We start from the raw sequence: 25,757 nt of genomic DNA, 5'->3' as shown, positions 1-25,757 counted from the left end.
TCGCCTTTCACGTATGATATGCGCTTGCTGCCGCCGTTTGGCGGTTGTCCGTTCACGCTGCTTCAGAGGCTTTCCCTGACCATGCTCGAACTGCGAGGCGCGCCTGCCCTTTCCGCCTTCCGTCACACCCGTCTACTGGCTGCATTACGCGAGCTGGTGCCGGAGGTGGAATCTCTTCATGCCGAGTACCTTCATCTGGCCGAGGTCGATGGTGAACTGAGCAGTTCCGATCGGACAACACTGGAGCGCCTGCTGGACTACGGCCCCAGTCGTGACGAGAGCGCTCCGGAAGGACATCTCTTCCTCGTCATCCCCCGCCTCGGCACGCTGTCTCCCTGGTCTTCCAAGGCCACGGATATCGCTGCCAACTGCGGCCTGCCGCAAGTCCGCCGCCTCGAGCGTGGCATCGCCTACCGCATCAAGCTGGACGCGCCCCTGAGCGAAGAGCTCTTCGCCACGCTGTCTTCTCGACTGCACGACCGCATGACCGAGACGGTATTGACCCGTACTCAGGACGCGGCACGTCTGTTCCAGCATCAGGCACCTGCCAAGCTTGCCCATGTCGACATCCTCGGCGGTGGCCGCGAAGCCCTGGCCAAGGCCAACGGTAGCCTGGGCCTGGCGCTGGCCGATGACGAGATCGATTATCTGGTCGAGTCCTTCAAGACTCTGGGCCGCAATCCTGCCGACATCGAACTGATGATGTTCGCTCAGGCGAACTCCGAGCATTGCCGCCACAAGATCTTCAATGCGGACTGGACCATCGACGGCGAAGCGCAGTCGCACTCGCTGTTCAAGATGATCAAGAACACCTACCAGCATCATCCGGATGGCGTGCTGTCCGCCTACAGTGACAACGCCGCCGTGATGGAAGGTCCGACTGCCGGGCGTTACTTCCCGACAGGCGAAGGCCACATCTATACCTATCATCAGGAACCGATCAACATCCTGATGAAGGTCGAGACCCACAACCACCCGACCGCCATCGCTCCCTATCCGGGCGCCGCGACCGGTGCCGGTGGCGAGATTCGTGATGAAGGCGCGACCGGTGTCGGCTCCAAGCCGAAAGCGGGTCTGACCGGCTTCAGCGTCTCCAACCTGCGTATCCCGGGCTTCGAACAGCCGTGGGAGCACGACTACGGCAAGCCGGAGCGCATCAAGACCGCCTACGACATCATGCTCGAAGGCCCGATCGGTGGCGCTGCGTTCAACAACGAATTCGGCCGTCCCAACCTCAACGGCTACTTCCGTACCTACGAGCAGGATGCCTTCGGTGCCGGCGGCATCGAGCGTCGTGGCTATCACAAGCCGATCATGCTCGCCGGCGGTTACGGCAACATCCGCAGCCAGCACGTCGAGAAGGGCGATATTCCGGTCGGCGCCAAGCTGATCGTGATGGGCGGCCCGGCGATGCTGATCGGTCTGGGCGGCGGTGCTGCCTCTTCCATGGCCTCCGGCAGCTCCAGCGAAGACCTCGACTTCGCCTCCGTGCAGCGTGACAACGCCGAGATGGAGCGTCGCGTGCAGGAAGTCATCGATCGCTGCTGGGCGCTGGATGACAAGAATCCGATCTGCTTCATCCACGACGTCGGCGCGGGCGGTCTGTCCAACGCACTGCCGGAGCTGGTCAAGGATGGCGGTCGCGGCGGCCTGTTCGACCTGCGCGCCGTGCCGAGCGCTGAATCCGGCATGAGCCCGCTGGAAATCTGGTGCAACGAATCCCAGGAGCGCTACGTGCTGGCGGTGGCACCGGAGAATCTGGCCACCTTCGAAGCCCTGTGCGAGCGTGAGCGTTGCCTGTACGCCGTGGTCGGTGAAGCCCTCGAGGAGCACGAACTGGTCGTCAAGGATGGCCACTTCGATACGCGTCCGGTCGATCTGCCGATGGATGTGCTGTTCGGCAAGCCGCCCAAGATGTCACGCAGCTTCGAGCGCCAGACGCTGGAACTGCCGGCGCTGGGTCTCGACAACCTCGACCCGCGCGAAGCGATGACCCGTGTGCTGCAGCTGCCCACCGTCGCCTCCAAGAAATTCCTGATCACCATCGGCGACCGCTCGATCACCGGCATGGTCGCGCGCGACCAGATGGTCGGTCCGTGGCAGGTGCCGGTGGCCGATTGCGCCGTCACCACCAGTTCCCTCGACAGCCATGTCGGTGAAGCGATGGCGATGGGCGAGCGTACGCCGGTCGCACTGATCTCGCCGGCGGCGTCCGCGCGTCTGGCCGTAGCCGAGGTGATCACCAACCTGGCCGCCGCGCCGATCGCCAAGCTGTCTGACATCAAGCTGTCCGCCAACTGGATGAGCGCTGCCGATCACACCGGCGAGAATCAGGCGCTCTACGAGGCCGTCCACGCCGTCGGCATGGAACTGTGCCCGGCGCTGGACCTGACCATCCCGGTCGGCAAGGACTCCATGTCCATGCGCACCGCCTGGCAGGACGAGAATGGCGAAGACAAGTCGATCACCGCGCCGCTGTCGCTGGTGATGACAGGCTTCGCGCCGGTCACCGATGCCATGCGTACCCTCACGCCGCAGCTGCGTCGCACGCTGAATGGCGAGGCCGTGGAAACGGACCTGATCCTGATCGATCTTGGCCATGGCGCTCACCGTCTCGGTGGCTCCGCGCTGGCGCAGGTCTATGGTCAGGTCGGCAACGAAGCGCCGGATCTTGCCAAGCCCGAAGACCTCAAGCACTTCTTCGAGGCCATCCAGCGCTTCAATGTCGAAGGCAAGCTGCTGGCCTATCACGACCGCAGCGATGGTGGTCTGTTGACCACCTTGATGGAAATGTCCTTCGCCGGACGTGTCGGTCTCGACATCTCCCTCGACTGGACCGCCGCCGAGCCGGGTCAGGCCACCGGCGCGCTGTTCGCCGAAGAATTGGGTGCCGTGGTGCAGGTACGTCGCGAACATACCGAGTCCATCCTCGCCGAGCTCAAGGCCGTGGGCCTCGAGCACAGTGGCGTGATCGCCACGCCGCGTGCCGATGAGCAGATCAACATCACGCTGCTGGGCCAGAACCTGCTCTCCACCACCCGCGCCAGTGCCGAGCGCCTGTGGGCCGAGACCAGCTATCGCATGCAGGCCGCGCGTGACAACGCCGATTGCGCCAAGAGTGAATTCGAGTCCATCAACGACGTGCGTGACCCGGGTCTTACCGCCCAGGCCACCTTCGACGTCAACGAGGATATCGCAGCGCCGTACCTGAACACCGGTGCACGTCCGCGCATGGCTATCCTGCGCGAGCAGGGCGTCAATGGTCAGCTCGAGATGGCGGCAAGCTTCGACCGTGCCGGTTTCGAGGCTGTCGATGTCCACATGAGCGACATCCTCGAAGGGCGTATCGATCTGGACACCATGCGGGGGCTGGTCGCCTGTGGCGGCTTCTCCTACGGTGACGTGCTGGGCGCCGGCGGTGGCTGGGCCAAGTCGGTGCTGTTCAATGCGCGTGCGCGTGAGCAGTTCGAGCGCTTCTTCAACCGTGACGACAGCTTCGCGCTGGGCGTCTGCAACGGTTGCCAGATGCTCTCCCAGCTCAAGGAGCTGATCCCGGGTGCCGAGGCCTGGCCGCGCTTCGTGCGCAACGAGTCCGAGCAGTTCGAGGCGCGTGTCGCGATGGTCGAAGTCGAGAAGAGCGCCTCGCTGTTCCTCGATGGTATGGAAGGCTCGCGCCTGCCGATCGCCATCGCGCATGGCGAAGGGCGTGCCGAGTTCCGCGACAGCGCTCACCTGCGCAAGATGCAGAGCAGCGGCCAGGTCGCGCTGCGCTACGTCGACAACTACGGCCAGACCACCACGCGCTATCCGGCCAACCCGAACGGCTCGCCGTCCGGCATCACCGGTCTGACCACCGATGATGGTCGCGTGACCATCATGATGCCGCACCCGGAGCGCGTGGCGCGAGCCGTCACCAACTCCTGGCGTCCGGACGACTGGCAGCAGGATGGCGCCTGGCTGCGCATGTTCCGCAATGCCCGTCGCTGGGTTGACTGAGCGACGTGACGCGCCAGCGACTCGGCCTCCTCGGTCGATGAGGCTGGCGCACGCCACCAGTGGCGAAATGCAGTAACGGAAGACGCCTTCGTGGTTCACGCCACGAAGGCGTCTTCTTGTTTACAGACATGCCGAGAGCATCGTGGTGCGACTGGCTCAACAGCGGGTTCCACCGTTGAGCAGGACAGTCGGCCCGGCATACGGCAGGCTGGCGTCATCGTGACGTCGCCATCGCCATCGCCATCGCTATCGATGATGATGCCTGCCTGACAGGCATGGTGTGTTCCGTGGCCGCCGCACTGGTCGCAGACCGTGGTCACAACTCTTGATCGCAGTCCCTGGGCGCAACCCCTGACCGCAACCCCTGACCCTCCCACAACGACAGCCCTGACATTGCTGTTCGCTGGCAAAGGAAGCTTTGATGAAACTGAAATGGTCGCTGTTACCTCGCTACTCCGTCTTCGGGCTCTGTGTCCTCGGCTTGCTGGTCTGCCTGGGGCTGTCGGAGCTGACGCCCTGGATATGGCCGCTGACGCTGCTGATGGCCTTTCTGGTCGCCGTCGGCATCTACGACATGCAGCAGCCGGATTACGCCGTGCGTCGCAACTATCCGGTGATCGGCAACATGCGTTATCTGTTCAAGGCGCTGCGTCCGGAAATGCGTCAGTACCTGTTCGAGTCGGACACCGATCAGCTGCCGTTTTCCCACAAGCAGCGCGAGCTGGTCTATGCGCGTGGCCGTCAGCACAATTCCTCCCAGCCGTTCGGCACCTTGCTCGATGTCTATTCCGACAGCTATGAGTTCATCGGTCACTCCATGCAGACCTCGAGCGTGCCGGACCCCAAGGGCTTTCGTCTCAACGTCGGCAACTCCCAGTGCTCGCATCCCTACAATGCCTCGCTGTTCAATATCTCGGCGATGAGCTTCGGCTCCTTGAGCGCCAACGCCATCCGCGCCCTGAACAAGGGCGCCAGGCTGGGCAACTTCGCCCATGACACCGGCGAAGGCAGCATCAGTCCCTATCACCGCGAATTCGGGGGCGATCTGATCTGGGAGCTGGGCAGTGGCTACTTCGGCTGCCGCGACGAGGAAGGGCGCTTCGATGGCGAGAAGTTCGCCCGCCAGGCGGCCAGCGAGCAGGTCAAGATGATCGAGATCAAGCTCAGCCAGGGTGCCAAGCCCGGCCACGGGGGCGTCTTGCCAGCCAGCAAGATCAGCGAGGAGATCGCCGAGACGCGCGGGATTCCGATGGGCAAGGATTGCATCTCGCCGTCCAATCACGGTGAGTTCTCCACACCGCTTGAGCTGTTGAGTTTCATCCAGCGCCTGCGCGAGCTGTCGGGTGGCAAGCCGGTGGGCTTCAAGCTGTGCCTCGGTCAGCCGTGGGAGTTCATGGCCATCGTCAAGGCGATGCTCGAGACCGGGATCGTGCCCGATTTCATCGTCGTCGATGGCAGTGAGGGCGGCACCGGCGCCGCACCGACCGAATTCACCGACCATCTCGGCACCCCGCTGCGTGAAGGGCTGCAGTTCGTCCACAACTCGCTGGTGGGCGCAGGGCTGCGTGATGAGGTGCGCATCGGGGTCAGCGGCAAGATCATCAGTGCCTTCGATATCGCCTGCGTGATGGCGCTGGGCGCGGATTGGGTCAATGCCGCACGCGGTTACATGTTCGCGCTGGGCTGCATCCAGTCACTGAGCTGTCACACCAACAAGTGCCCGACGGGGATCGCCACCCAGGATGATCTGCGCCAGAAATCGCTGGTCGTGGAAGACAAGGCCGATCAGGTGCGTCACTTCCACCACAACACCCTGCATGCGCTGGCCGAGATCCTGTCGGCGGCGGGCCTGCACACGCCCTGGCAGATCACCCCGGACCACCTGGTGCATCGTGTCTCCGAGAATGAGGTCAAGCTGTTCTCGCACCTGCATCCCTTCCTGACCAAGGGCGCACTGCTGACGCAAGGGGATGACTATCCCTTCTATCGTCGTGTCTGGGCGATGGCCCAGGCCGAGAGCTTCCAGCCGCAATCACTGTCAGAGGTCTCGGGCGCCAAGCGCGAGTAGACCATCGTCACCTCTGCGACCAAACGACCGTTCAACAACCGGGTGCAGGCAGTCACACTGAGACGTAGCGAGTCATGCCCGCGGGCAGCTCGACGAACGCAGTGTGGTTGCCTGCGCCTTTTGGGTTTATCACTGGATGAGTGCCATCGCTCGGCACTGTCGTGAAATCGTTCGAGCGCGTGCTTGCTCGTTATCCGTCGCAGGGAGACCGCCATGTCTGACGCTACCCACCTCACGCCTGAACGTTATGTGACCCTCTCGATCAGTGAGCATGTCGCCGACGTGCGCCTCAATCGCCCTGACAAGCACAACGGCATCGACTGGAAGATGATCGATGCCCTGCTGGCGGTACAGCAGGAGTTGCATGCCCGCGCCCGGGAATCAGGCCTGCGCGCCATCGTGCTGTCGGGAGAGGGGCCCAGTTTCTGTGCGGGGCTGGATATCGCTGCCATCATGGGCGACGCCGCCCGCGTGCCGCAGTTGCTGGTCGCGGGGGCCAATGGCTGTGCGCCGCAGCGCAATACCGTGCAGCAGCTGGCGTTGGGCTGGCGAGATGTCGGGGTGCCGGTCATCGCCGCCTTGCATGGCAATGTCTTCGGTGGCGGCCTGCAGATCGCGCTGGGGGCGGACATCCGGCTGTGTGATCCTGATGCGCGTCTGGCGGTGCTCGAGATCGACTGGGGCATCATTCCGGACATGGGCATCAGCGTCACTGCGCGTGGCGTGCGACCGGACTGGCTGCACGAGCTGACGTGGAGCGGGCGCAAGGTCGAGGCCAACGAGGCGCAGAGCGCCGGCCTGGTCACGCGCATCATCTCCAGCCCACAGGAAGAGGCGTTGGCCCTGGCGCGCCAGATTGCCGGGCGCTCTCCCAGCGCCATCCGCGCCATCACGCGTCTCTATGACGAGGCCCTCGCTGCGCCGGAAGCCGAGGCGCTGGCGCTTGAGGCAGAGCTGCAGTCCTCGCTGCTGGGGCGTGCGGAGCAGACCGAGTGCATCAAGGCCAAGCTCGAGGGACGCGCGCCGCGCTTCTGATCCTGACGGGCCAAGACTTACGGGCTCAGGTTATCCACACCCACTTTGCCGCTGCAGTCGCTGATGCGGATAATGGGGGCATTGTCCCTTCCTGCGATTCGGCGGCCCCTTGATGTCAATTTTCCTCTCAGCCCTCACGTCCCTGTCAGCCCTCACATCCCTGGGCCTGCCTGCCGGCTGCGCTCCCACTCGCGTATCTCGCTGGACGGCGCTGCATGTTTGAGCTGCGTCCGTATCAGCAGGAGGCCGTGCGGCGTACCGTCGAGCACTTTCGCCGCAGTGATGAGGCGGCGGTGATCGTGCTGCCCACCGGCAGCGGCAAGTCGCTGGTGATCGCGGAGCTTGCGCGTATCGCGCGTGGCCGTGTGCTGGTGCTGGCGCATGTGCGCGAGCTGGTCGAGCAGAACCACGCCAAGTACGAATCCTATGGCAAGGACGCCGACATCTTCAGTGCCGGCCTCAAGCGCAAGCAGGCCTCGCGTCAGGTGGTGTTCGGCTCGGTGCAGTCAGTGGTGCGCAACCTCGATGCCTTCACGCCGGCTGAGCCGACGGCTGATGCTCAGGCGGCGCCCTTCACGCTGCTGGTGATCGATGAGTGTCACCGGGTCTCGCTGGAGAAGGACGCCAGCTATCGCAAGGTCATCAATCATCTGCGCGAGCACAATCCCCGCCTCAAGGTGCTGGGACTGACGGCGACGCCGTATCGTCTCGGTCAGGGCTTCATCTTCCATCGTCACTATCACGGCATGGTGCGCGGGGATGACGACTGCTTCTTCCGTGATTGCGTCTTCGAGCAGCCGCTGCGCCTGATGGTGCGGCAAGGCTTTCTGAGTGAGCCGCGGCGTGTCGATGTGGCGGTGGCGCGCTATGACTTCTCGCAGCTGGCGCCCGGTATCGGCGGTAGCTTTCAGGAGGCGGAGCTCAACGAGGTGGTGCAGGGCTCCCGCGCGACGCCGGGCATCGTGCTGGATATCGTCGCCCAGGCACGCGAGCGGCGCGGCGTGATGGTGTTCTGCTCCACCGTCGAGCATGCCGAGGAAGTCACTGCACTCCTGCCTGACGGCGAGGCGGCGCTGATCACCGGCGAGACGCCCGGCGAGGAGCGCGAGCGGCTGATCAATGCCTTCAAGGCCCAGCAGCTCAAGTATCTGGTCAATGTGGCGGTGCTCACCACCGGCTTCGATGCGCCGCATGTCGACCTGATCGCCATCCTGCGGCCCACGGAATCCGTCAGTCTCTATCAGCAGATCGTCGGGCGCGGCCTGCGTCTGAGCCCCGGCAAGACGGATTGTCTGATTCTCGACTACGCCGGCAACCCTTGGGACCTCTACGCGCCGGAGGTGGCGACGCCGAAGCCGGCCGGCGACACCGAGATCGTGCAGGTCGAGTGCCCGGTGTGTGGCAATGCCAATCTGTTCTGGGGGCGCAAGGATGGCGAGCTGGTGGTCGAGCACTTCGGGCGTCGCTGCCAGGGGCTGGTCGAGTCGCCGGAGGGCGAGGGCAGGCCGCTGGTGCAGTGCGACTTCCGCTATCGCGCCAAGGCCTGTCCGCAGTGTGGCGAGGCCAATGACATCGCCGCCCGCCATTGTCATGCCTGTCAGGCACGGCTGGTCGACCCGGATGACAAGCTGCGCGATGCGCTCAAGCTGCGTGACGCACGGGTGCTGCGCGTCAGCGGCTGGCAGCTGGAGGAGACGCGCAACGGGCGCGGTCTGCCACGCTTGAAGGTGACCTATTACGACGAGGATGGCACCGATCTGTCCGAGTGGTTCGCGCTCGAGACCTCCGCCCAGCGCCACGCCTTCCGCTTGAGCTTCCTCGCACGTCATCTGCGCGCGCCGGGCAGTGACTGGGCACCGAAGGACATCGCCGAGGTGCTGGCGGGCAAGGAGCGTCTCAAGGCGCCGGACTTCGTCATCGGGCGCAAGAGCGGGCGTTACTGGCAGATCCGCGACAAGCTGTTCGACTACGCCGGGCGCTATCGCACAGGTATCGCCGCCGGCTGAGCGGCGCGCTGGCCGCAGCGTGACCTGGTCGCGTGGCGCATGTTGTCAGGGACACGACGTCGCGGGGATGCTGATCGGGGCGTCGGGTTGCTAGACTGGCGGCTTCATACGCCTCAGGGAGAACTCACAAGGTGAGTGCCACCGATACCTCGGCCAGGCTGGTGTCCGGCTTACGCCCCACCGGACACCTGCAACTCGGACACTATCAATCAGTGATCCGGCGCTGGACCGAGCTGCAATACCATCACGATGCCTATTTTCTGGTCGCCGACTGGAACGCGCTGGCGGTCAGCGGTCACGCGCCTCACGAGATCGAGCAATACAGCTGGGCGATGGTGATCGACTGTCTCGCCTGTGGGGTCAACCCCAAGGTCGCTACCCTGTTCATCCAGTCGTGGGTGCCGGAGCTGACCGATGTGCACATGATCCTGGCCAGCGTCACGCCCAAGGCCTGGCTGGAGCGTCTGCCCAGCTACCGCGAGATGGTCGCCGGGCTCGGTGAGCAGCAGGGCGCAAGTCTGGCCATGCTTGGTGCGCCCCTGATGCAGGCGGCCGACATTCTGGCGCTGCGGGGGCAGGTGGTGCCCGCCGGCCCCGAGCAGCGTGCGCATATCGAGTTCACCCGAGAGGTCGCCCGGCGCTTCAATCATCGCTATGGCCGCGATGCCGGCTTCGAGGAGCAGGCCGAACGCGCCATCGCGCGCCTGGGCAAGAAGAGCGGTCGCCTGTATCGCGAATGGTTGAGCGACTATCAGGAAGAGGGCGATCTCGAGGCCTTCGAGCGCGCGCGTGGCCTGCTGGCCGAGACCAGCAAGCTCAACCGCAACCAGCAGGAGCGCCTGCTCGGCTATCTGGAAGGCGGCGGGCGGCGCATCCTCGGCGAGCCGGAACACTGGCAGGGCGAGGTCGAGCCGCTGCTGGGCATGGAGCTCAAGACACACAAGGCCGCACGGGAAGACGCCATCTTCCTGCGCAGCGGGCGCGACGATATCGCGGCCTGCGTGCGCGAGATGCCCACCGACCCTGCGCGCGTGCGCCGCAAGGACCCCGGCGACCCGCAGCGCTGCCCGCTGTGGACGCTGCATGAAAGCTTCACGCCCGCCTCGGACCGCCAGTGGGCGGAGGAGGGCTGCCGTGATGCCAGCATCGGCTGCCTGGACTGCAAGGGCTGTCTGATCGAGCATGTCGACGCGGCGCTGACGCCGATTCGCGAGCGTGCCGAGGCGCTGGAAGGGGAGCATGGCAAGGTGCGCACCATGATGACTGAAGGCGCCGAGCGGGCCCGCGACACCGTGCGTGACACCCTGGATGAGCTGCGGCGCGTGATCGGCCTGACCTATCGCTAGAGGCGGGCGGCGTCGAGCGCGGCCCCGGCGTATCACCGGCGGCGTAAAGACTTGGGGGATGGGGCGCGAGCCGCTAGAATGCCCGTCCCCCAGACCCACCTTCACCCGCCTCCTGCAGGAGATGTCATGAGCGACCTGCTCGATGGCGCCAGTTTTGCCCTCACCGATGGGCATCAGCCCGCACCTCTCGTCACGCCCCCGACGGCGGCGTCGACGGTGCTGGCGCGCGTCAACGACACCGCGCTCACCGAGATGCCGCAGGACCTGTACATCCCGCCGGAGGCGCTGCGTGTCTTTCTCGAGACCTTCGAGGGGCCGCTGGATCTGTTGCTCTACCTCATCCGTCGCCAGAACCTCGATATCCTCGCCATCAATGTCGCGGCCATCACCCATCAGTACATCGAGTATGTCGAGCTGATGCACGCCATGCAGATCGATCTGGCCGGTGAATACCTGCTGATGGCCGCGATGCTGGCGGAGATCAAGTCGCGCAGCCTGCTGCCGCGACAGCCCAAGGCGAGTGATGACGACGAGGAAGAGGACCCGCGCGCCGAGCTGATTCGCCGCCTGCAGGAATACGAGCAGACCAAGCTGGCCGCCGAAGGGCTGGATGAGATGCCGCGTCAGGGCCGCGACTGGTTCGTGGCCACGGCAGACCTGCCCGAGCTCGAGACGCGGGTGGTGCACCCTGATGTCGACCTGTCGGAATTGCTCGGCGCGTTGTCCGGCCTCTTGCGTCAGGCGGACCTCGTCCAGGCGCACACCATCTCGCGTGAGGTGATGTCGACCCGCGAGCGCATGCTGGCGATCATGAATCTGTTGACCCATGAGCACTTCACGCCCTTCGAGAAGCTGTTCACGCTCGAGGAAGGGCGTGCCGGGGTGGTGGTCAGCTTCATGGCGATTCTGGAGCTGGCCAAGGAATCGATGATCGAGATTGTCCAGAACGCGCCGCTGTCACCGATTCACGTGCGCGCCCGCACGCCGGAGCCGGACCCCGAGGATGACGAGGACTGGCTGGCGCTGGAATTCGCCGACGAAGACGAGGTGGCGGCCGATCAGGGGGCGTTCGATGACGCAGCGTATGATGACGCAGCGTCCGATGATGCGCAGACGTCACCATCCTTACCCCCATCCGACGAGCAGGAGAACGCGGCGTCATGAGTTTGCGCGATGTCCCGCTGGACCAGATCATCGAAGCGGCCCTGCTGGCCGCCGGCGAGCCGCTGACGCTTGAGCGCCTGGCCGGTCTGTTCGATGAATATTCAAGCCCGACCAGGCCCGCGCTGCGCGAGGCGTTGGGCAAGCTGGAAGCGCGTCACCCGGCCGACAAGAGCGCGCTGGAGCTGATCGAGACCGCCAGTGGCTGGCGGCTGCGCGTTCGCCAGCAGTATTCCCCCTGGGTATCGCGGCTGTGGGAAGAGCGTCCGCAACGTTATTCGCGCGCCTTGCTGGAGACCCTGGCGCTGGTGGCCTATCGTCAACCGGTGACCCGCGGCGATATCGAGCAGGTGCGTGGCGTGACGGTCAGCTCCTCGATCATGCGCACCCTGGTCGAGCGCGGCTGGGTGAGAGTGGTCGGTCACCGTGATGTGCCGGGGCGTCCGGCGGTATTCGCCACCACGCGTCAGTTCCTCGATGACTTCGGGCTCAAGACGCTGGAAGAGCTGCCGCCGGTGCATGAACTGAAAGGCTTCGAAGGACTCGAACAGCTCGAGGCAGACCTGTATGATGTGCCGCCCTCTCAGACCTTGCCGCTGCCGGACGACCCGGACGGCGAGGCGGAGGAGGCACCGGCAGACGGCGCTGATGCGGGGGCTGATCCAGAGCGTGAGACAGCGCCTGAGTCAGCACCTGACGCAGAGACTGGGGAAAAGACTGAGGCAGGGCTTGAGTCAGGTCTTGAGACCGACACTGGCACCCCGGTGCCCGACGACTGGCAACCGCCGGACGTCACCGCCGAGCAGCTGGAAGAGGCGCTGAAGATGCGCGCACTCGATACCTCCGGCGCCTCGGCTGACACACCGAACACAGCAGCACCCTCCGCCTCACAGGCGGAAAATGACCACGCCGGGATGGCGTCCACCGGCTCGGGGTTCGACTTCGCCACACTCGAAGCGCGCCTCAGCCAACGTTTGCGCGGTGCAGACGAGGATGACGACGCTGCCGATGCGCAGCCGCACGACTCCTCCGCTGCCGGGACCGTCGATGATGACGACCCTGCGTAGGCGAAACTCCTATAGATGAAATGGTTCATGTCATGAGCAAGACAGACTCTGATAAGCGCAAGACCTCTCGCCCCGGCAGCAGCCAGGCAGGCAACAAGCAGGCTGGCGGCAAGCACGCCGGTGGCAAGGCCGTGACCGGCAAGGCCTTCGCGGACAAGAATGTCGCGGACAAGCGCGCGGCTGATTCTGCCGACAAGCGTGGCGAGCAGGCCCGCCCGACCCGTGATACCGGCAAGTCCACGCGTGGCAGCAAGGCCAATGTCGGCAAGAAGCCGGCCGCCGCCGACGCGCCGGAACTGCGTCCGCTGCCGCCGCAGGCCAAGGGCGACAAGCTGGTTGAAGACGAGAAACTGCAGAAGGTGCTGGCGCGCTCCGGTCTCGGCTCCCGCCGTGAGATGGAAGTCGCCATCAGCGCCGGTCGCGTCAAGGTCAACGGCAAGGTCGCCCAGCTGGGCGATCGCGTCGGCCCGCGTGACCAGGTCAGCCTCGACGATCGTCCGCAGAGCCTTAAGGGCGCCGAAGAGACGGCGCGTCGCGTCATCATGTACAACAAGCCGGAAGGCGAGCTGTGCACGCGCAAGGACCCGGAAGGCCGCCGCACCGTCTTCGAGCGTCTGCCGCGTCTGAAGGGCGAGCGCTGGATCGCGATCGGTCGTCTCGACATCAACACCAGCGGTCTGTTGCTGTTCACCACCGATGGTGAGCTGGCCAACCGTCTGATGCACCCGTCGACCCAGATCGAGCGTGAGTACGCCGTGCGTGTCATGGGTGAGGTCAAGCGCGAGCACGTCGTCAACATGGTCAATGGCGTGATGCTCGAAGATGGCCCGGCACGTTTCACCGATGTGCAGGAATTCGGTGGCGAAGGCATCAACAGCTGGTTCCACGTCGTGATCATGGAAGGCCGCAACCGTGAGGTTCGCCGTCTGTGGGATTCCCAGGGCCTGACCGTCAGCCGCCTGAAGCGCGTGCGCTACGGCAACATCTTCCTCGACAAGCGCGCTCGCGCCGGTGAGTGGGTGGAGATGGAGCAGAGCGAGATCGATGAACTGTCCACGCTGGCAGGTCTCGAGCATCGCAAGGCGCCGGCCCTGACGCCGGACGAGCAGAATCGCTGGAGCCGCGACAAGCAGAAGCGTCGTCCGGTGCGCGCCATGAAGAAGCCGCCGCAGCGTACGCGCAAGCCGCGCTGATGGCGCAGTCGGTGAGGGCGGCAACATGCCGTCATTCACTGACATGGCATAAGCTCGTGCGACCTAAGTGGTAACCCGCAAGCCCGCGCCCATCGCGGGCTTGCGGGTCTTTGTCACAGGGGCTGGCGCAGGCGCTGGCCACGCGCTGGCGCGGGCGTTTCGCGAGGTGCCAGCGGACAAGCTGGTCATTTGCTTGAAGTTTTTTTGCAAAAGGCTTGCGTCGAAACGGGATCGGCGGTATCTTACGTCCCGCTTCGCAAGGGTCGTTAGCTCAGTGGTAGAGCAGTTGGCTTTTAACCAATTGGTCGAAGGTTCGAATCCCTCACGACCCACCATTCTCTGGAATGGTCTCTTGCAAAGCACCCGGCGGCGGGTCGTTAGCTCAGTGGTAGAGCAGTTGGCTTTTAACCAATTGGTCGAAGGTTCGAATCCCTCACGACCCACCATCCGCCACCCAGTTTTGGGTCGTTAGCTCAGTGGTAGAGCAGTTGGCTTTTAACCAATTGGTCGAAGGTTCGAATCCCTCACGACCCACCAGATCTTGCCCCGTGCCTTCATTGGCGCGGGGCAATTTTTGTTACGCGAAAGGAAAGAGTCCGTTGTCCCCAAGTCGACTGGAGCCGTGATCGCGCCAGGCGTATCCTTGTGGGCGAGCCAAGGCTCATGTCCGCCCAGTGCGGACGACGCTGCGGGCGATAGACGCCCAAGGCACACGCCGCAGTCTGGGGAGCCCAGCTGCAGCGCTGGCAGGGCCGCCACGGGCCGTTCGTGTCCGGGCCGAGTCCTGACCCACTCAGCACAGGGGGAGCCCCTGTGGGCTAGGTGAGAGACACATGAACAGCCTGACTAATGCCATGCCGGGTCGTGAGGCCCACAATGCCGTCCGTGAGCAGGTGCGCGAGCATCTGGCCCGCGCTTACTGCCCGACACGCCCCGCCGCCGAGGATGCCGCGCTGATCGACGAGATCAAGCAGCTGCTCATCGAGCGTGATGCCGCACTGGTCGCGCATTACTATTGTGACGACGCCATCCAGCAGCTGGCCGAGGAAACCGGCGGCTGCGTCGCCGACTCGCTCGAGATGGCACGTTTCGGTGCCCGCCATGACGCCTCGACACTGATCGTCGCCGGCGTGCGCTTCATGGGCGAGACCTCCAAGATCCTGTCGCCGGAGAAGCGCGTGCTGATGCCGACGCTGGAGGCGACCTGCTCGCTGGACCTCGGCTGCCCGGAAGACGAGTTCGCGGCCTTCTGTGATGCCCATCCCGACCGCACCGTGGTGGTGTACGCCAATACCTCGGCGGCCGTGAAGGCGCGTGCCGACTGGGTGGTGACCTCCTCGATCGCCGTCGATGTCATCGAGCACCTGCACGCCCGGGGCGAGAAGCTGATCTGGGCGCCGGACAAGCATCTGGGCGCTTACGTGCAGAAGCAGACCGGTGCCGACATGCTGCTGTGGGACGGTGCCTGTATCGTCCACGACGAGTTCCGCGCCCAGGGCATCAGTGACCTGCTCAAGGTCTACCCGGACGCCGCGGTGCTGGTGCACCCGGAATCACCGCAGTCGGTGGTCGAGCTGGCCGATGTGGTCGGTTCCACCTCGCAGCTGATCAAGGCCGCCGTCGAGCTCGACAATCAGCAGCTGATCGTCGCGACTGATCGTGGCATCTTCTTCAAGATGCAGCAGGCTGCGCCGCACAAGCAGCTGTACGAGGCGCCGACCGCCGGCAATGGCGCGACCTGCAAGAGCTGTGCGCACTGCCCGTGGATGGCGATGAACGGCCTGGAGAATCTGGCCGCCGTGCTGCGTCGCGATCCGGCGGAAGCCAATGCCGAGGAAGTCTTCGTCGATGATGACCTGCGTGAGCGCGCCCTGAAGCCGTTGACGCGGATGCTGGAATTCAATCGCGGCTGAGCGCTGACGCTGATCGCCACCGATTGCTGCCTGCATGAACCAGAACCGCCGCTCCCGATTCCCCGGGGCGGCGGTTTTTGTTTGCCTGGTGCAGCGAGAGGGAGCGTGCCTCAGAACTCCTCGATGGCGTTGCGATAGCGCTTGAAGTCCTCCCGGCGTGAACTGATACGGTTGGCCATGCTGAAGTCGCCGTTCTTGCGCGCGGCCTCGTCGGCCAGCTTGAGCTGCGCGAAGGCCTTGTCCATGCGGCCCTCCAGCTGGTCGAATTCGGCGCGATACAGGAAGGCCTCGGCGGTGTGGCCGCTGCGCCCACTGGCTTCGGAGGCCAGGCTCCAGACCTTGGGGTCATCGGGATGGTCGCGGCGCATGTCCTCCAGCTGCTGGCGCGCGGCGGCGGGGTCCTGTTGCAGCGCGACTTCCGCCATGGCCAGTCGGGTCGGCAGGTAGTCGGGTTGCAGGCGCAGCAGGCGTCTGGCGCGGCGGGTCGCCTCCTCATAACGCCGGGCATCCCGCGCGACCTCGACCGCACTGGCGCTGATCAAGGTCAGGTCAGGATGCTTGTCGTGCAGGCGGTCCAGCGCGGCCAGTGCCTTGTCGACCTGGTTGTGCTCCGCCGCGGCCAGCGCCTGATAGTAGGCAATCGCGTCGGGGTCGGGGTTGTCTTCGCGCAGTGTCGTCAGCCCCTGCTCGGGCTGGCGCAGATTGAGCGCCAGCAGGGCGCGGGCGCGGATCATCGCGTAGGCGAGCTGCGCGAGCGGGTCGGGGGTCACCTTCTGCATGGCGTCGGCACGGGCCTGGGTGTCGCCGATGCGCGCCTCGGTCACCGGGTGCGTGAGCAGAAATTCCGGTGCATTGCCGCCCTGCAGGCTGGCCATGCGTTGCATGGCGCGGAACATGCGCGGCATGGCTTCGGGGTCGAAGCCGGCGCGTGACAGCGCATCGATGCCGACGCGGTCAGCCTCCTGCTCGAAGCGGCGCGAATAGGCCAGCTGATCGGAAATGGCAGCGGCCTGGGTGCCGGCCATGGTCGCGATGCCCGCTGAACCGCCTCCGCCTGCCGCGATCACCATGCCGGCGAGGAAGCCGGCCAGCGTCGGCAGGCGCGTCTCGGCCTGGCGCTCCATGTTGCGCGCGAAGTGATGCTGGGAGAGGTGGCCCAGTTCGTGGGCGAGCACCGAGGCGAAGGCGTCGCGGTCCGGCGCGAAGGCGAACAGGCCCGTATTGACGCCGACCACGCCGCCGGGCACGGCGAAGGCATTCAGCTGGCTGCTGGCGACCAGCGTGATGATGAAATTGCGGTCATCCAGCTCGCTCCACGGCGCCAGTTGACGCACGATGCTACCGATCCAGTCCAGAGTGATGGGATCATCCCATTCACGCACATGGGCGCGGAACTGACGTAGCCAGGCGCGACCGATACGATATTCATCGTTGCTGGAGATGCCGCCACTCGCACTCCCCAGGTCAGGCAGTCCATAGTCGTTGTGGGATGCGGCCGGCGCACTGGCGACCGGCGCGCCCATCAGCAACAGGCCGAGCAGGGCGCTCGACAGGGTGGCAAGCCCGCGGCGTCCGATGCGGACGCGTCCGCTCAAGGGGGGCAGCAACGACATGCAGGCAATCCTCTTCGATATGGCGCAAGGTGCGGTCGGCTCGCAGGATTGCCGGGCGCCGCACTGGCGTTGACGGCCCTGCGTGAGCCCGGGCAAGACGCAGCCGCGCAGGGCGGAAAGTTGCTTTGTCAGGCAAGGTGCCCTTAAATCGGGGCGTTTTCAAGCTGCACCCTCCATGGCGTGCGGCAGAACATCATAACGAGAACGGAAGGGCAGATGGCATTCGAACGACCTGGCGCTGAGACTGCGAATCCGATGGCTGACTCCACGGCCGATACCCACCTGCAGACGCTGGATGCGCGCGGCCTGCACTGTCCGTTGCCGCTGCTGCGCACCAAGCTCAAACTGGCTGGCATGAGTGCCGGCGAGCAACTCGAGGTCCTCGCCAGCGACGCCGGCGCCTGGGGCGACATCCCTGCCTATCTGGCGCTGAGCGATCACGCGCTGGTCTCGCGTGAAGAGACGCCAGAGGGCGATTATCGCTTCGTGATCAAGGCGCTGTGCGAGGAAGATCCGTCATGACCATGAAGACGTTGTTGCGTGGCTGGATCGAACGCTATTTCTCCGACGAAGAAGCGGTGGTGCTGTTTCTGGTGCTGGTGCTGGTGTTCGCCGCCGTCATTCTGCTCGGCAGCATGCTGGCGCCATTCTTCACCGCCCTGATCGTCGCCTTCCTGCTGCAGAGCGGCGTGAGCTGGATGGAGCGCCGCGGCCTGCCGCGCCTGGCGGCGGTCAGCCTGATGACGCTGGTGTTCATGGGCATCATGCTGGCCAGTGCGCTGATTCTGCTGCCGCTGGTCTGGCATCAGCTGGCCAATCTGATCCAGGAGATTCCCGGCATGTTCGCCTCCGGGCAGCGCTGGCTGGGCGAGCTTCAGGAGCGCTTCCCCGGCCTGATCACGCCGGAGCAGGTCCAGCAGTGGGTCGGCGCCGCCGGACGTGAGCTGACCCAGTTCGGGCAGCGCGCGGTATCGCTGTCGCTGGCGTCGCTGGGCAACCTGATGGGCGTGGTGATCTACCTGGTGCTGGTGCCGATCCTGGTGTTCTTCATGCTCAAGGACCGCGAGCGGCTGGTGGACTTCACGCTGGCGCTGCTGCCACGCAAGCGTCTGCTGATGAGCCGGGTCTGGAACGAGATGGATGACCAGATCGCCAACTTCGTGCGCGGCAAGGTGATCGAGATCGTCATCGTCGGCGGCGTCAGCTACGTCACCTTCGTCGCCTTCGGGCTGCCGTATTCGGCGCTGCTGGCGATCGTGGTCGGCTTCTCGGTGCTGATTCCCTATATCGGCGCGGCAGGGGCAACCTTGCCGGTCGCCGCCGTCGCCGGTTTCCATTACGGGCTGGGCGATACCTTCATGTACGTGATGATCGCCTACGGCATCATCCAGGCGCTGGATGGCAACGTGCTGGTGCCGCTGCTGTTCTCGGAGGCGGTCAATCTGCATCCGGTGGCGATCATCCTCGCGGTGCTGTTCTTCGGCGGCATCTGGGGCTTCTGGGGGGTGTTCTTCGCCATCCCGTTGGCGACCCTGATGAAGTCGCTGCTCTACGCCTGGCCGCGCCGGGCGCGCGCCGAGGAGAATCGGGTCGCGGACAAGAGCGCCTGATCGAAAAAGCCCCGCCAATCGGCGGGGCTTTTTCATGGCTGAGGCGGCTGGCGCACAGGCGCTCTCTGCTCAGCTGTTTCTCCACGAGCTGCTGTCACACGGACAGCTGCCACTCGAGCTGCTGCCATTCGAGACTAGCGGTCAGCGTTGAGCTCGCGGGCGGCTTCCAGCACTTCCTCGACATGGCCCTTGACCTTCACGCCACGCCATTCGCGCGCCAGATTGCCGTCGGCGTCGATCAGGAAGGTGGAGCGCACCACGCCGAGACTTTCCTTGCCCATGAATTTCTTCATGTGAATGACGTCAAAGATCTTGCACAGGGTCTCGTCCGGGTCGCTGATCAGCTCGAACGGATAGCCCTGTTTCGCGCGGAAGTTCTCGTGGGTGCGCAGGCTGTCGCGGGAAACGCCGAGAATCACGGTGTTGGCCGCTTCGAATTCCTCGAGGTTGTCGCGGAAGTCACCGCCTTCGGTGGTGCAGCCCGGCGTGTGGTCCTTCGGGTAGAAATAGATGACGGCTTGCTTGCCCTTGAGGCTGGCCGGAGTGACTTCGGTGTCACTGGTGGCCTGGGCGGTAAAGTCGGGAATTGGCTGACCGAGGCTGACGCTCATCGTGCTCTCCTGGCGGTGACTGACGGCCATGTGGCGGCTGACAGTGCTGAATGATGAAAAAAACCGGCAGTGATGGGCATCGCGCTTGCCCGCTTCTGCGGTGTGTCCTGCATTACACGCAGGGCGTCCTGACTTGTCAAAGACAGGGCAGAACTCTTGTGTTTCACCGTCTTGGCGACCGGCGCCATCGCGCCCATCCACCGTGCATCTGCCCCGCGGACAGGCGAGGGAATCCACCGCTTTGCACAACGGGTGCAGATGGCGTCTGTACAGGCTTCGATGGTCTTTGTAACATCATCACCCTTGACGCGACTCGCGTGTCGGCGTGCCCACGCAATCAGAGTCCTGCGTCAACCAATTTATGTCAGATGTCTGTCCCCGAGATCCGTTGTTTCAACAGCGCAGGGACACGCCTGGCGCATCAGGCACCAGAGGAGAATTCGAGGGATGATCACAGGTAGCATTGTCGCACTGGCGACCCCGATGAAGGCCACCGGCGAGATCGACTGGGACGCCCTGCGCCAGCTGGTCGCCTTCCACCTCGAAAATGGCACCGATGCCATCGTCGCCGCCGGCACCACCGGCGAGCCGACCACCATGTCCTTCGCGGAGCACTTCGATGTCATCCGCTGCGTGGTCGAGACGGTCGCCGGCAAGATTCCGGTCATCGCCGGCACGGGCGCCAACGCCACCTCCGAAGCGGTCGAACTGGCTCGCTACGCCAAGGAAGTCGGTGCGGATTACTGCCTCTCCGTGGCGCCGTACTACAACAAGCCGACCCAGGAAGGGCTCTACCAGCACTTCAAGGCCGTCGCCGAGCAGGCCGGTATCCCGGTCATTCTCTACAACGTGCCGGGTCGTACCTGCTCCGATATCTACAACGAGACGGTCTTCCGTCTCGCCGAGCTCGACAACATCGTCGGCCTCAAGGATGCCACCGGCAACCTGGAGCGCGGTCAGGAACTGATCGACCGCCTCAAGGGCACTGACTTCGCGCTCTACTCCGGCGACGACCCCACGGCCTGCGACTTCATCCTGATGGGCGGTCATGGCGATATCTCCGTGACGGCCAACGTCGCGCCGCGCCTGATGCACGAGATGTGTGAAGCCGCCGTGGCCGGCGATGCCGAGCGCGCTCACCAGATCAACACGCGCCTGATGCCGCTGCACTCCGCGATGGGCGTCGAGTCCAACCCGATCCCGGTCAAGTTCGCCATGCACCGCATGGGCCTGTCGCCGGAATCCGGCGTGCGTCTGCCGCTGACCTGGCTGTCCGAGCAGTACCACTCCACGGTCGAGGAAGCACTGCAACTGGCCGAGGTGCTCAACTGATGAGTCAGCGTTTCGTGCCACTGGCCCTGCTGACGGCGCTCGCGGTCGCAGGCTGTTCCAGTGATGGCTACTACTACGATCGCAACAGCGAGTATGCCGATGCCAGCATCGCGCCGCCGCTGGAGCTGCCGGACACGATCAATCGTGGTGATTACCAGGATTCCATGCCGGTGCCGCAGGCCAGCAGTGACTTCCTGGCCAGCGACGACTTCGAGGCACCGCGTCCCCAGCCGCTGGCGACCAGCGAGCAGGGCGGGCGTGAGTTCGTCGCCATGCGTCAGAGCGGCGATGCCCGCTGGCTGGCCGTGAACGCCGCGCCGGCAGCGGTATGGACACGTCTGCAGTCCTTCGTGCGCGACCAGGGCCTTGATGTGCAGAGCATCGATGCCGGCAAGGGCGAGATCACCACGGCCCAGGGCATCATCAGCGTCAGCCAGGGGCTGCGTGCCGATGCCTCCGAAGTGCGTTGTCAGCAGGGCGGCGATGTCGCCGGCAGCTGCCTGAACGCGCTGAGCGGCTATCTGGCCGCGTCTTCCGCCGATAGTGGTGTCTCGCTGGCGGCCCAGTCGCTCAGTCGTGATGACCGCGTGCGCCTGGAAGGTCGCGATGGCACCTGGCAGGTCGACCTGGCGCTGGACACCGAGCGCAGTTGGGCCGAGCTGCTCTATCAGCTGCAGAAGAACTTCAACACCGACTACCAGACGCTGACCGATCAGGACCGCTCGCGTGGCGAGTTCATGGTCGATTACATCCCGCGTGAAGAGCGTGATGGCGGCTGGTTGGGTATCGGCGGCGATGGTGACCCGGTGCCGATGGTACTCAAGCTGCGCGCCGAGAATGACCACACCCTGGTCACGGCGACCCGTGCCGATGGTGAAGAGACCACGCCGGCACTGGCGCGTGAGCTGCTCGACGCCGTGGCGTCGACACTGCGCTGAGCATGTGGCTCGACACGCCCTGCGCCGCCTCATCTGACGACTCGTCGGGTGAGGCGGCTGCGTCGTTTCAGATCCCCCTCCCGGTGGCAGGCAGTGGGGCGCTGGCGACTGGCCTGACGGCCGCCCGTGGGCCGAGTGGCGACGCCCAGGGCGTGATGGCGATGGCTTCGCTGGGCAGCGGCAGCAAGGGCAACGGCACGCTGATCCGCACTCGCGAGGCACTGGTGCTGGTCGATTGCGGCTTCACCCTCAAGGAGACCGAGGCGCGCCTGGCGCGCCTCGGCGTGCATCCTTCGCAGCTGGACGCCGTGCTGGTCACGCATGAACATGGTGATCACCTGAGCGGCGTGGGGCCGCTGGCGCGTCGTCATGGTGTGCCGGTGCATCTGACCACTGGCACCTGGCTTGCCGGGCGTGCCAAGAAGCTCGGTGCGCTGCCGAGTCGGCATCTGATCACGCCGCAGCAGGAGTTCGCGATCAAGGATCTCGAGATTCTGCCGGTCACGGTGCCCCACGATGCGCGCGAGCCGGTGCAGTTCGTGTTCAACCGGCGCGGTGAGACGGCCACGCGTCGCCTCGGCGTGCTGACCGATCTCGGTCATGTCAGTGAGCATGTGCTGCAGTGCTTTGCCGATTGCGACGCACTGGTGATGGAGTTCAACCACGATCCGCAGATGCTGGCCAGTGGGCCGTATCCGCCCAGCCTCAAGCGGCGGGTCGGGGGGCGGCTCGGCCACCTGGCCAATGCCCAGGCATGCGCCGCCTTGCCCTATCTGGGGCTGGCGCGCCTGCAGCGGCTGGTGGCCTCGCACCTGTCGGAGAGCAACAACCATCCGTCATTGGCCCGGGAGGCACTGGCCCCCTGGCTTGCGGATGACGATAGTCGCCTGATCATCGCCGCGCAGGACAGCGGCTTTGGCTGGCAGGCCATCGCCTGATATTCATGACGCCCGGTCGCTTCGCGATCGGGCGTTTGTGATTCCGGATGAGCTGACCAGATGGACAGCTCTCGAATCACCTCATACACCAGCGCCACAGTCCTTCTCGACTGGGCGTGACAGACTCAAGCGTGATCGATTCATCGTCGACCGCCTCAACACTCGACGCGTCTAGCGTCATCAGGGGGAATCTCATGGAAAAGCGTGAAGAGCTCTACGCTGGCAAGGCCAAATCCGTCTTCGTCACTGACGACCCGGATCTTCTGCTGCTGGAATTCCGCGACGATACCAGCGCCTTCGACGGCAAGCGTATCGAGCAGCTGGATCGCAAGGGCATGGTCAACAACAAGTTCAATGCCTTCATCATGGAGAAACTCAAGGCGGCCGGTATCCCGACCCACTTCGAGCGTCTGGTCAGCGACAACGAATGTCTGGTCAAGCGTCTCGACATGATGGCGGTGGAGTGCGTGGTGCGTAACATCTCCGCCGGTTCACTGGTGCGTCGTCTGGGGGTCGAGGAAGGCATCGAGCTCAATCCGCCGACCTTCGAGCTGTTCCTCAAGAACGACGAGAAGGGCGACCCGATGATCAACGAGTCGCTGGTCGAGACCTTCGGCTGGGCAGAGCCCAAGCATCTGGCGCGCGCCAAGGAACTGACCTTCCAGGTCAACGACATCCTCAAGCAGCTGTTCCTCGACGGCGGCATCCTGCTGGTCGACTACAAGCTCGAGTTCGGTGTCTTCAAGGGTGAGGTCGTGCTGGGTGACGAATTCTCGCCGGACGGCTGCCGTCTGTGGGATGCCGAGACGCGCGAGAAGCTCGACAAGGACCGCTTCCGTCAGGGCCTGGGCGGCGTGATCGAAGCCTATGAGGAAGTCGGTCGCCGTATTGGTATCGATTTCTCGGCCTGAGCCTGAATCTGGGTCTAAGTCTGAGGTGATGCACTGACGCTCTGACGTCACAGACAGCGCATCAAGGAACGGCCCCCTGCCAATGGCAGGGGGCCGTTCCTGTTTGGCAGGCGCCAAGTGTCTGGCCGGGAACGTAGCTGTGAGGAAAGAGGCGTGGCGCTTCAGGAGGCGCGCAGGCTGGCCAGGTCGATCACCTGGCGGGCGACAGCCGCGAGGGCGTGGTCCTGGCCTTCGTCATCCAGGCTGCCATCCTCGTGGAAGGCGCTGGCGGCGCGCGAGACCGCGATCTGCTGGGGCGCGACCAGCATGCCGAGATTGTTCAGGTACAGGCGCACGAAGGGCAACGCCCGCATGCCGCCCATTGCACCGGGTGAGGCCGAGACGATGCCGACCGGCATGCCGCGCAGGGCGTCCATGCCGCTCTGGCCATCCGCCGCCGGGCGTGACAGCCAGTCGAAGGTGTTCTTGAGCAGCGGGCTGAAGAAGCCGTTGTATTCCGGCGTCGCCAGCAGCAGCCCCTGATGGCTGGCCAGCATCTCCTGCAGGCGGTCGGCGCTGGCGGGACGGCCATTGGCCTCTTCGCTGTCGCCATCGTAGAGCGGCATCGGGAAGTCGTTGAGATCGAGCAGACTGACCTCGGCACCTTCCTGTCGGGCGTGGTGCGCCAGGCGCTCGATCAGGCGTCGATTGACGGAGGCCTTGCGGGTACTGGCGGCAAAGGCAAGCAGACGGATACTCATGCGGCGGACTCCCGGTGAAGCGAGTGGAGATGAAGGAACGCACGCCCAGTATGGTCAGGACTCGTGACGGTTTGCCAATCCAATCTGGCATTGTCTTGATCTGGCGCGCGCAATCCTTCGATCCGCTTCATGCAAGGCGTTGCCCCCCACTGGACAAGGCGCTGCCCTGGCTCGCGCAAGGGCTTGATCAGACGGCCACGATGGCCGCGACCTCCATCGTCAAGGAGCCATCGGGTTGCGTGCGGGCCGTGAAGCGCACATCCACGTCCACCAGCCGCACGCCATACTGGCGCTTGCCATCGGCGGGCCTGGCGGCGTGATAGGCGGGGCGCGGGTCCTGGGCGAGCACTTCCTCGATCAGCGCGCGCAGCGTGGCGCTGTCGGCCCGCGTCGCCAGTGTCTGCTCGGCCGGTGCGCTGAAGGCGACGGCGTGACGTGGCGGTGGCGCAGGCGCGTAGCCGGCACGCGCCTCGGGCACCGCATCGACCCACGGCAGATACGGCTTGATGTCCATCACCGGCGTGCCATCGAGCAGGTCATGGCCGCGCAGCAGCAGGCGCACGCCGTTGCGCTTGCCCGACTGCCCGCCATCCGGCGTGGCGTTGGCCGCCGTCTCGACGCCTGCCAGTTCGACCACCGACTGCCCCAGTCGGTTGGGACGGTGGGTGCTGCGCGAGGCGAAGACGCCGGTGCGCGCGTTGCCCCCCAGGCGCGGCGGGCGGATCAAGGGCGTCCAACGTGTGGGGCTGGCGTGGAACAGGAAGTGGATCCACAGATGGCTGAAGCCCTCGATGTCGCGCACGCAGTCCGGGTCATCGAAGGGTGGCAGCAGGTGCAGGATGGCGGTGGCGTGGCGCGCCAGCCCCGGCTGGCGGGGAATGCCGAACTTGTCCGGGTAGCAGCTTTCGATGATGCCCACCGGCTGCATGGCCTGTTGCCCCAGCGCCGCGGCCTGTTCACGCAGATGAGGGGGCAGCAGCGGCAGGCGCCTGGCCAGTGCGGCGTCGCTCATCGGGCGCTCGGCCGTATCGGCGATCGGGTGGGGGTTGGCGGGCTGATCGGGAGAGGACATGGCATGACCGTGGCAGAGGCTGAAGTGATGATGGCGCAGAATGTCGTGTGACATTCCAGGCCGCCATGATGCCATGCTCGTCGTCGCACGGCATGACTGGTCTCACTGGGTCGGCTTGTGTAGTCTGCCGCGAGAGCAGCGCCGCGTGGCGCTGAATCGTGATGCTGGCGACGGGGCGTGAATGCCCCGCGCGACTCTTGAGGGCAA

The 25,757-nt window shown here is 65.0% G+C and carries 19 protein-coding genes and 3 tRNA genes; 18 read left to right on the top strand and 4 right to left on the bottom strand.

The window, feature by feature from the left end:
• Positions 1–81: 81 nt before the first annotated feature.
• The 12 genes from purL to nadA all read left to right on the top strand — a co-directional run bounded on the left by purL (position 82) and on the right by nadA (position 15,785).
• Complete coding sequence (gene purL / locus R2R70_RS14835; RefSeq protein ID WP_410978388.1) at positions 82–3,996, top strand: phosphoribosylformylglycinamidine synthase; 3,915 nt, start codon at positions 82–84, stop codon at positions 3,994–3,996.
• A gap of 421 nt (positions 3,997–4,417) precedes the next feature.
• Positions 4,418–6,064 (top strand): FMN-binding glutamate synthase family protein, encoded by a 1,647-nt coding sequence (locus tag R2R70_RS14830; protein ID WP_279834767.1) that lies wholly within the window; start codon positions 4,418–4,420, stop codon positions 6,062–6,064.
• Between the two features lie 213 nt (positions 6,065–6,277).
• Positions 6,278–7,099 carry a crotonase/enoyl-CoA hydratase family protein gene (locus R2R70_RS14825; RefSeq protein ID WP_131432728.1) on the top strand — a complete coding sequence of 274 codons (822 nt, stop codon included), beginning with the start codon at positions 6,278–6,280 and terminating at the stop codon, positions 7,097–7,099.
• 215 nt (positions 7,100–7,314) lie between these two features.
• On the top strand, positions 7,315–9,105 hold the full coding sequence (locus R2R70_RS14820) for a DEAD/DEAH box helicase (protein ID WP_410978387.1): 1,791 nt from the start codon (positions 7,315–7,317) through the stop codon (positions 9,103–9,105).
• A gap of 131 nt (positions 9,106–9,236) precedes the next feature.
• Positions 9,237–10,451 carry a hypothetical protein gene (locus tag R2R70_RS14815; protein WP_043336371.1) on the top strand — a complete coding sequence of 405 codons (1,215 nt, stop codon included), beginning with the start codon at positions 9,237–9,239 and terminating at the stop codon, positions 10,449–10,451.
• A gap of 126 nt (positions 10,452–10,577) precedes the next feature.
• A complete protein-coding gene (locus R2R70_RS14810) occupies positions 10,578–11,615 on the top strand; it encodes a segregation and condensation protein A (RefSeq protein ID WP_084589624.1) in 1,038 nt (345 codons plus the stop codon).
• A complete protein-coding gene (gene scpB / locus R2R70_RS14805; protein ID WP_410978386.1) occupies positions 11,612–12,679 on the top strand; it encodes an SMC-Scp complex subunit ScpB in 1,068 nt (355 codons plus the stop codon). Before R2R70_RS14810 ends, scpB begins: the two co-directional genes overlap by 4 nt.
• 332 nt (positions 12,680–13,011) lie before the next feature.
• Positions 13,012–13,872 carry a 23S rRNA pseudouridine(2605) synthase RluB gene (gene rluB, locus R2R70_RS14800; protein ID WP_043336411.1) on the top strand — a complete coding sequence of 287 codons (861 nt, stop codon included), beginning with the start codon at positions 13,012–13,014 and terminating at the stop codon, positions 13,870–13,872.
• A 260-nt stretch (positions 13,873–14,132) separates the two neighbouring features.
• A tRNA-Lys gene (locus tag R2R70_RS14795) sits at positions 14,133–14,207 on the top strand.
• A gap of 36 nt (positions 14,208–14,243) precedes the next feature.
• Positions 14,244–14,318 (top strand) — tRNA-Lys (locus tag R2R70_RS14790).
• A 16-nt stretch (positions 14,319–14,334) separates the two neighbouring features.
• Positions 14,335–14,409: transfer RNA gene (locus R2R70_RS14785), tRNA-Lys, on the top strand.
• 296 nt (positions 14,410–14,705) lie between these two features.
• Positions 14,706–15,785: a quinolinate synthase NadA gene (gene nadA, locus R2R70_RS14780; protein WP_404813630.1), complete on the top strand. Its 1,080-nt coding sequence runs from the start codon at positions 14,706–14,708 to the stop codon at positions 15,783–15,785.
• 110 nt (positions 15,786–15,895) lie between these two features.
• On the opposite strand, the gene R2R70_RS14775 is transcribed toward nadA, so the two are convergent.
• Entirely contained in the window at positions 15,896–17,398 is a 1,503-nt protein-coding gene (locus R2R70_RS14775; RefSeq protein ID WP_410978385.1) for a M48 family metalloprotease, read from the bottom strand.
• 255 nt (positions 17,399–17,653) lie between these two features.
• Here R2R70_RS14775 and R2R70_RS14770 point away from each other — a divergent pair, with 255 nt between their 5' ends.
• Positions 17,654–17,920, top strand: coding sequence for a sulfurtransferase TusA family protein (locus R2R70_RS14770; RefSeq protein WP_043336423.1), 267 nt, complete (start codon positions 17,654–17,656; stop codon positions 17,918–17,920).
• On the top strand, positions 17,917–19,008 hold the full coding sequence (locus tag R2R70_RS14765) for an AI-2E family transporter (protein WP_043336373.1): 1,092 nt from the start codon (positions 17,917–17,919) through the stop codon (positions 19,006–19,008). Before R2R70_RS14770 ends, R2R70_RS14765 begins: the two co-directional genes overlap by 4 nt.
• A 134-nt stretch (positions 19,009–19,142) precedes the next feature.
• Here R2R70_RS14765 and R2R70_RS14760 read toward each other — a convergent pair whose 3' ends face one another.
• Positions 19,143–19,619 (bottom strand): peroxiredoxin, encoded by a 477-nt coding sequence (locus tag R2R70_RS14760; RefSeq protein ID WP_054556838.1) that lies wholly within the window; start codon positions 19,617–19,619, stop codon positions 19,143–19,145.
• Between the two features lie 447 nt (positions 19,620–20,066).
• Here R2R70_RS14760 and dapA point away from each other — a divergent pair, with 447 nt between their 5' ends.
• From dapA to purC, 4 genes are all read left to right on the top strand, one after another.
• Complete coding sequence (dapA, locus tag R2R70_RS14755) at positions 20,067–20,951, top strand: 4-hydroxy-tetrahydrodipicolinate synthase (RefSeq protein WP_043336386.1); 885 nt, start codon at positions 20,067–20,069, stop codon at positions 20,949–20,951.
• Complete coding sequence (locus R2R70_RS14750; protein ID WP_054556839.1) at positions 20,951–21,889, top strand: hypothetical protein; 939 nt, start codon at positions 20,951–20,953, stop codon at positions 21,887–21,889. Before dapA ends, R2R70_RS14750 begins: the two co-directional genes overlap by 1 nt.
• Positions 21,890–22,044: 155 nt before the next feature.
• Positions 22,045–22,827 (top strand): MBL fold metallo-hydrolase, encoded by a 783-nt coding sequence (locus R2R70_RS14745; protein WP_043333823.1) that lies wholly within the window; start codon positions 22,045–22,047, stop codon positions 22,825–22,827.
• 194 nt (positions 22,828–23,021) lie between these two features.
• Entirely contained in the window at positions 23,022–23,738 is a 717-nt protein-coding gene (purC, locus tag R2R70_RS14740; protein WP_043333774.1) for a phosphoribosylaminoimidazolesuccinocarboxamide synthase, read from the top strand.
• Positions 23,739–23,899: 161 nt separating this feature from the next.
• Here purC and R2R70_RS14735 read toward each other — a convergent pair whose 3' ends face one another.
• A complete protein-coding gene (locus R2R70_RS14735; RefSeq protein ID WP_043333775.1) occupies positions 23,900–24,478 on the bottom strand; it encodes an NADPH-dependent FMN reductase in 579 nt (192 codons plus the stop codon).
• A 187-nt stretch (positions 24,479–24,665) separates the two neighbouring features.
• A complete protein-coding gene (tsaA, locus tag R2R70_RS14730) occupies positions 24,666–25,406 on the bottom strand; it encodes a tRNA (N6-threonylcarbamoyladenosine(37)-N6)-methyltransferase TrmO (protein ID WP_043333824.1) in 741 nt (246 codons plus the stop codon).
• Between the last annotated feature and the right edge of the window lie 351 nt (positions 25,407–25,757).

Source organism: Cobetia sp. SIMBA_158, from assembly GCF_046566945.1.
Taxonomy (GTDB): Bacteria; Pseudomonadota; Gammaproteobacteria; order Pseudomonadales; family Halomonadaceae; genus Cobetia; species Cobetia amphilecti.
The sequence above is the reverse complement of the archived record's forward strand: the minus strand, read 5'-3'. Positions and strand labels throughout refer to the sequence as shown.